The organism is Catenovulum sp. 2E275 (genome assembly GCF_025515275.1).
In the GTDB taxonomy this organism is placed as follows: Bacteria; Pseudomonadota; Gammaproteobacteria; order Enterobacterales; family Alteromonadaceae; genus Catenovulum.
Map to the genome: position 1 here is coordinate 94022 of NZ_JAOPFU010000010.1, position 7595 is coordinate 101616.

General features: G+C 36.9%; 8 protein-coding genes. 2 read left to right on the plus strand and 6 right to left on the minus strand.

Annotation, left to right across the window (positions count from 1 at the left end; genetic code table 11):
- Positions 1-61: 61 nt before the first annotated feature.
- The 4 genes from gluQRS to N7931_RS07630 all read right to left on the minus strand — a co-directional run bounded on the left by gluQRS (position 62) and on the right by N7931_RS07630 (position 3316).
- Positions 62-913 (minus strand): tRNA glutamyl-Q(34) synthetase GluQRS, encoded by an 852-nt coding sequence (gene gluQRS, locus N7931_RS07615; RefSeq protein WP_262793107.1) that lies wholly within the window; start codon positions 911-913, stop codon positions 62-64.
- Between the two features lie 90 nt (positions 914-1003).
- A complete protein-coding gene (gene dksA, locus N7931_RS07620) occupies positions 1004-1456 on the minus strand; it encodes an RNA polymerase-binding protein DksA (protein WP_262793109.1) in 453 nt (150 codons plus the stop codon).
- Between the two features lie 720 nt (positions 1457-2176).
- Positions 2177-2764, minus strand: coding sequence for a YceI family protein (locus tag N7931_RS07625; RefSeq protein ID WP_262793112.1), 588 nt, complete (start codon positions 2762-2764; stop codon positions 2177-2179).
- 12 nt (positions 2765-2776) lie between these two features.
- Positions 2777-3316, minus strand: coding sequence for a cytochrome b (locus tag N7931_RS07630; protein WP_262793114.1), 540 nt, complete (start codon positions 3314-3316; stop codon positions 2777-2779).
- A 287-nt stretch (positions 3317-3603) separates the two neighbouring features.
- Between N7931_RS07630 and galU the strand changes: the two genes are divergently transcribed.
- A complete protein-coding gene (galU, locus tag N7931_RS07635) occupies positions 3604-4443 on the plus strand; it encodes a UTP--glucose-1-phosphate uridylyltransferase GalU (RefSeq protein WP_262793115.1) in 840 nt (279 codons plus the stop codon).
- Positions 4444-4512: 69 nt separating this feature from the next.
- Here the strand turns inward: galU and N7931_RS07640 are convergent, their stop codons facing one another.
- Positions 4513-6165: a fused response regulator/phosphatase gene (locus N7931_RS07640; protein ID WP_262793116.1), complete on the minus strand. Its 1653-nt coding sequence runs from the start codon at positions 6163-6165 to the stop codon at positions 4513-4515.
- 26 nt (positions 6166-6191) lie between these two features.
- The gene (locus N7931_RS07645; RefSeq protein ID WP_262793117.1) at positions 6192-6497 is read right to left on the minus strand and encodes an STAS domain-containing protein; all 306 of its coding nucleotides are present in this window, start codon (positions 6495-6497) and stop codon (positions 6192-6194) included.
- A 204-nt stretch (positions 6498-6701) separates the two neighbouring features.
- Between N7931_RS07645 and N7931_RS07650 the strand changes: the two genes are divergently transcribed.
- Positions 6702-7499: a response regulator gene (locus N7931_RS07650; protein ID WP_262793119.1), complete on the plus strand. Its 798-nt coding sequence runs from the start codon at positions 6702-6704 to the stop codon at positions 7497-7499.
- The last annotated feature ends 96 nt before the right edge of the window (positions 7500-7595 follow it).

Genomic DNA, 7595 nt, shown 5'->3' on the forward strand with positions numbered 1-7595 from the left:
CAGAGAAAAATGAGAATTTTTTCGGCTGAATTTATTACTAATTATACATAATTAAGCTGATTTAGTGGTTTGGTACTTTGTTCAGTTGCCAGTTTTTTATACCCCAGTCGAGAATTGTTTTATTGCTTTCCAGCTTTAACTCGGCAGGTGGATTTTGTCCTAAGCGGTTAAGCACTTCTACCAAGAGGCTAGTTGACTTTGAGCAATCGAGCGCTGGCGCACCTGTTTGTTTACTAAGTTTTCTGCCATCCTCCCCCATAATCAGTGGAATATGAGCGTATTGCGGCGGTGTTTTATGCAAACTGTTATATAAGGCATTTTGCCAAACTGTGGTATCTATTAGATCTTGGCCGCGAACAATATGAGTCACATTTTGATAAATATCATCGAGGACAACCGCCAGTTGATACGCAAATAACCCATCCCGTCGGCGAATAATAAAATCTTCGCTGGCACGCTGCGATTCGATAATCACTTTGCCATGAATTCTGTCTTTAAACTCAGTCTGCGGGTATAGGTTTAAATATCGTACCGCACTGTCTTTTACCGGAATGTTTAAGTGTCGACAATGGCCATTATATATACCGCCAGATGCTCGGATTTGTTTGCGTGGACAACGGCAAGCGTATGCCGTTTTATTCGTGAGCCAATTATCTAATACTTGCTGATAAGCTTGTAAGCGCTCGCTTTGAAATAAAACAGAACCATCCCACTGTAAGTCAAATGCTTGCAGTTGCTCTAAAATAAGCTGATCGGCTCCGGTCATTTCTCTGGGCGGATCTAGGTTTTCCATTCTCACCAGCCAAATACCTTGGTTAGCTTTAGCATCTAAATAGCTGGCAACCGCCGCAATTAATGAACCTAAATGAAGTGGACCAGAAGGAGAGGGCGCAAAACGGCCTATATAACGCATTTGATAGTTTATTTGGGGTAAAAATTATTTAGGATAAAAAGCCAAATGACCTTAAACTGATTTAAGGTCATTTAGTTGGTGATGGTAAAATTAAAAACCAGCGTTTTGCTTTTCTTTAATCTCAGCAAGTGTTTTACAGTCAATACATAAATCGGCTGTTGGTCTTGCTTCTAAACGGCGAATGCCGATTTCAACACCACACTCTTCACAGTAACCAAAATCTTCGTTTTCGATTAATTGAAGCGTTTTTTCGATTTTTTTAATCAGTTTACGCTCACGGTCACGAGTTCTTAACTCTAAGCTAAATTCTTCTTCCTGTGACGCTCGGTCAACTGGATCCGGGAAATTAGCCGCTTCGTCCTGCATGTGGTGCATAGTTTTATCTACTTCTGCACGCAATTGGCTGCGCCATGTGGTCAGTATTTTTTTGAAATGATCTAATTGCTTATCATTCATATACTCCTCACCAGCTTCAATCTGGTAAGGTTGTAGACCTGCTTGAGCTATTATGCCAGTTGTTTTATTTTTTGTGCCAGCGGGCATCTCACTTCTCCTAATCATTCGCCAGCTTATTGCTAGACGGCTATCTATATCAAAAACGTTATGAGTAAGCAATCTAAAAAATTAACAATTATTAATTTATAGCTATTAATGGTTAATTACGCCAATTGTATTGCTTGTTTAACTTTATCGGGTGCACTATTTCCACCATGCGGAATATAGATGCATTTAATGATGGGCTATATAATAGGGGCAAAGTTTGGTTTTTAAATAGCTAAAATGAAAAAACGCCTCCTAAGAGGCGTTTTTTTGAACGGTTAGCTGCATCCTAATGTTTGCATCCTGCTTTTATCCATGGAATTAGTCTCCGACTAAAGCTTGCTCCAAGCATGTCCATTTCCTGTGCTTTTTTCCGAAAAGCATGGCATCTTGCCATTTCCTTGATGTTTCCTTAATTCCTTATTTTTGTGCGTCCTGCAAAATGAATATTAGCTGATTTTAAAATCGGAACTACCGATTAAAAGTCATTTAAATCGAATGAGTTTTGTTCATATAAAAATATATTTAACAAAAACAAATGATTATGAGAATCAATGCTAGTTGAGTTTATTTTAAATGTAAAATGACGGTCACTTAATTGAGAGATATCTCACAAATTATTGCAGATTTTTGCTTTGGTTGACTGGGTGAGGATATTGCTTTGAATCAAAAAGGATTTTAAAAAGCCCGACAAGAGAGCCGGGCTAGGAATTGCTGAGTAGCTTATTTACGGACGCCTTCAATATGAAGATCTAAATAAACTTGAGTGGATGCCGGACCTAAGTTTTTCTCGATACCATAATCTTTTAATGCAAACTTGGTTGTGCCGCTAAAGCCAGCGCGGTAGCCGCCCCAAGGATCTTTACCTTCACCGATTTTTTCCGCCATAATGGTTAAATCATTGGTTACACCATTTAACGTAAACTTACCTTTAACTTCTAGTTTGCCATCTGCTACTTCTTTGATTGATGTGCTTTCAAATTTTGCCGCAGGGAATTTAGCTACATTTAAAAAGTCGTCGCTTCTTAAATGCTTATCTCGTTCAGCATGGTTTGTATCGACACTGGTTGTATCAATATTGACTGTAATTTGGGCTTGCTCAACTTGTTTTGGATCATATTCAAATGAGCCATCAAATTGATTAAAACGCCCAGTTAACCAGCTATAACCTAAATGCTGGATTTTAAAGTTGATTGATGCATGAGCACCTTTTTGATCATCATCAATAACATAGTTTGCAGCCCAGGCTGATACAGATAGCGCTGAGTAAGTTAAACCAGCTAATAATACTTTCGTTAATTTATTACGCATAATTAAGCTTCCTTATTTTAGTGGGGTAATACGTTTAATAATTTGGTCTTTATAAAAAAACTGATGTTGAATAAATGCCGCGATATGTAAAACAACTATCGCGATTAATAAATACGCAGCGTACTGATGGATTAATCCGGCAGAATCCGCTTGAGTATCACCATAGCTGAATATTGCCGGTAATGAAAACCAGTCAAATACACTAACCGGTTTACCGCTGGCGGTTGAGATTAAATAGCCGCTGATTAAAATCACAAAAGTGCAAAAATACATAAATAGATGGGTTAAATCTGCCATTTTATTCTGCCATTTTGCAATACCTTGAATTGGCTCAGGTTTGGCTTGAGTGGTTTTAGCAAGAACTCTGACCAGCGTCATAAAAAACAGACAGATCCCTAAACTTTTATGAATATTCGGTGCGGGTTGATACCATTCGTCATAATAACTTAATTCAACCATCCAGATACCAAGCGCAAATAAACCAATAATTAGGATGGCAGATAACCAATGTATTAATTGAATTATTGGGGGGTGCTTATCTTGTTTGTTCATAATATGCAGCTTGCCTTTTTGTTAATAAGTTTTTTGTTTATCGTTTATTTACGGTTTATTGTTTAAATTTAAATTGTTTAGAATGGTTCGTTTTTGTGCTTGTCTTCTTGTTTTAACAAAAAAGTGTTAAAAAATGAAAGATCTCACTTGAGATATACATTAGCTCAATGCATTATCTTTGTTAAGCAATATAATACTTAGCTTAAACAAACTTAATTTGTTTATACTGAGTTGAGTATCAGGTAGTTTGCTGAGACAGTTAATTAATTACAAAAGGGAACACAACTATGGTTCAAAAATGTTTATTTCCAGCTGCAGGTTACGGCACTCGCTTTTTACCTGCAACCAAAGCACAAGCAAAAGAAATGCTGCCGATTGTTAATAAGCCACTTATTCAATATGGTGTTGAAGAAGCTCTAGAAGCTGGGATGAAATATATTGGTTTTGTAACTGGTCGTACTAAGCGTGCAATTGCCGATCACTTTGATATTTCTTATGAGTTAGAGCATGAGATTTCAGGAACCAGCAAAGAAAAATTTTTAGAGTCTATTCGTTATGTTATGGATAATGGCGTTTTTTCATTTACTCGCCAACCTGAAATGAAAGGTTTGGGCCATGCAATTTTATGTGGCGAAACGCTAATTGGTAATAATGCATTTGGGGTTATTTTAGCTGATGATTTATGTCTACCTGAAACAATTGGTGGCGAAGGTGTTATGTCTCAAATGGCTAAGATTCATGAAGAAACTGGCTGTTCAGTGGTTGCTTTAATGGAAGTTCCTCAGGAAACTATTTCAAAGTATGGTGTGATTGCTGGTGAAGAAATTGGCAATGGTCGCTATCAAGTCAGTGATATGGTTGAAAAACCAGCGGTTGAAGATGCACCTTCTAATTTAGCAATTATTGGTCGTTATATTTTAACGCCGGATATCTTTGAAATTATTCGCAATACACCACCAGGTAAAAACGGTGAAATCCAATTAACTGATGCTTTATTGGCGCAAGCTAAACAAGGTAAAGTAATTGGTTATAAATTTAAAGGTACTCGTTTTGATTGTGGCAGTGTTGAAGGCTTTGTTGAGGCAACTAATTACGTTTACCAAAACGTTTATAAAACCGGTAAATAAGTACAAATAGAATTAATTTATTAAAAACGGCATCTTAAATTACAAGATGCCGTTTTATTTTTAAGAGGTTCAACTTAATAAATAGTCAACTTCAATCGTTCTACCTTCGTCTTTGTATTCAAGTTTTTCTCCCAATTCGGCTATTAGCTTTAACCCTCGACCATGTTGATCTTTTTGATTTAATATCTGATTTAGCTTTTCCGTGCAAAAACCTTCGCCACTGTCGGTAATCGATAAACGAACCTTTTGAAGATCTGGTAGGTGTGCAATATTTAACTCTAAGTAGCCTACGGACAAATTTTCTAATGCTTCTTGTCTTTGTATGTAGTATTCAAAAAAGCCATCATCAGCATCTTTTAATTTTGAATCCAACTTAAGTAAGCCATGATCTACAGAGTTATTATACATTTCTGCTAATAATAAGAAGAGTGTTGATCTGTGTTTTTCCATGCCTTGAAATGCAGAAATCATATCTACAATCTGTGCTATTGGATCTGAATTTCTAATATCGTCAGGTACAAGTTTTAGTTGAATTCGCCAAGGTAACAAAGGAATCTCAACATGAGCTTGAGAAACGGTATCTTTTACAGGTATACACTTTAATTGAGCTAATGATATATCATCAGCCTGAGCAGTTTCACCCCGATAGTTTTCAAGGTGTTCAATTAAATCGATTAGCTCTGCTTTTGGGTTCTTTTGATAAAACTCAATAAGTCTGGAATCTCCAAACATTTCACCATTAGGGGCTTCAGTATCAGTGACTCCATCAGTATACATGACTAACTTATCGTTTGGCGTAACATCAAAATTGAGCATTTCTGATTCAAATTCATCATCGTTTAAAATGCCAAGTGCCATATGTTGAGGAGGGATTTTATGACGTAGGCCAGTGTTATTGTCAACAATAAATACCTCAGGCATACCGCCACTCCATACTGTGATTGCCTTTCCACTACTAGATAATTCAATAATGGTTGCAGCACAAAACATGTCATCAGGTAATAAATTTAACAATTGGGCATTCATTTCTCTGGCAATATCACCAACAATTAACCCTTCATTAGTCGCATTAAAAAAAGTTTGTGCAGTCGGTAGCGCCCCAACGGCTGCAGCTAGTCCATGTCCGGTAAAGTCCCCTAAAAATACATAGGTTCCGCCTAACGGACTACGATTTACTAAAAATAAATCACCGTTAAACATAGATGCTGGTGATAGGTGGTAACTGACCATCTCACTTAAGTAAGTATTATTGGAAAAGGCGTTTGAGAAAATATGCTCAACAATTGCATGTTCTCTTTCGGTCTGATTTTGGTGGTATTTTAATGTGTTTCTTTGTTCTATCAAACGTTGAGACAGCTCGCGAGTACGCGCATGAGCTTTTATTTTTGCAGACAAAAGCACTTTATCAAAAGGTTTAGTTAAAAAGTCATCTCCGCCAACTTCCAATCCTTTAAGCATAGACTCTTGGTCGTCCAGTGAAGTGATAAAGACAATTGGTAAATGTAAATCCCCCGACAGTTTTTTAAGAATTGGAGCGGCTTCAAATCCATCCATTTCTGGCATGATAATATCTAATAGAATGATATCAGGTTGGGTTTGCTCAAAGTTTTCTAATGCTGCTTTACCATTTTCGGCTTCAAAAACCTGATAACCTTCCAGCTCAAGCATGTACTTGAGCATAGTTCGGTTGAGTTCTTGATCATCGACTACCAAAATACGCATATATAGCCCTCCCTGCTAATCTTTGGTTAATCAATATCAAATTTTTTATCGAAACGTGATATTTGCAATATTTTTTTGATTTGTGGACGGCAATTACTAATCGAAATTGAAGATACCTTATCACCTAAGTTTTTTTGCATATTAAGTAACATACCCAAAGCTGATGAATCCATATATTCAGTATTTCTTAAATCAACCACAACTTTAGGCTTATTATTTCCAATATCCTGATAGGCCGCACGAAATTCTTGCACTAAATTAAAATCAAATTTTCCGTCTATATGAATAGTAAAAGTATTGCCATCAGACGAAAGGTTTTTTGTTAGTCCCATAAAAACGCTTCCTGTATATAAAAGTTTACTAATGCAGATCTGAGTTTAGCAGCTAGAAAATATTTGTGAATGATGAAATAAATAATATTTAGTTAACTTTATTTAAATTGATATTTATCTCACTAAAATGGTGGTAAGACGATTTCAAGCAAGGTATAAATAACCTATTTGTATAACAATAATAACAAAAAAGGTACTTGTTATATGGCTCAGTTAGCCCCCGGTGATTTGTCCATTTTATTGGTAGAACCATCAGCTGTTCAGCGTAAAGTAATAATTAAACACTTAGAACAAGAGTCGATTACCCAAATCGAAGAGGCAGAAGATATTAGCTCAGCCAGAGCTAAAATTTTACAGCATATTCCTGATTTAGTGGTGTCGGCTCTGCATTTTTCTGATGGTACAGGGTTAGATTTACTGCATCATATTCGTTACTCCGAGCCTTATGCCGATGTGCCTTTTATGCTGGTATCTAGCGAGTGGCGCAAAACCCAGCTTGAAGAATTTAAACAAGCTGGAGTGGTCGCTATTTTACCTAAACCGTTTGATTCAGATCATTTAGCGACCGCAATTAATTCAACTATAGATTTGCTCTCAGCAGATGAACTCAACTTGGATTTATTTGATGTGCAGGATGTTAGAGTATTGGTGGTTGATGATAGCCGTTTGGCGCGTAACCATATAAAACGGGTGTTAACTAATTTGGGCGTACAGCGAATTACTGAAGCGCAAGATGGTGCGCAGGCTAAAGCTATTTTAGCGGATCAGATGTTTGACCTTGTCGTGACCGATTATAATATGCCTGAGGTCGATGGACGTGAGCTGACTGAATTTATCCGTCAGCAAAGTCAGCAGTCGCATATTCCTGTTTTAATGGTTAGCTCAGAAGCTAATGATACCCACTTAGCTAATATTGAGCAGGCAGGGGTTAATGCGATTTGCGATAAACCATTTGAGCCTCAAATGGTAAAACAAATTTTATTTTCTTTACTGAATCAATAGCTATACCCGTGCCACCTCAAGATGCATGTTTCAGAGCTATCACAGCGCTTTCAATACAAAACAGATTGGTGAAGGAATGTAGGCACCTTTCAAACC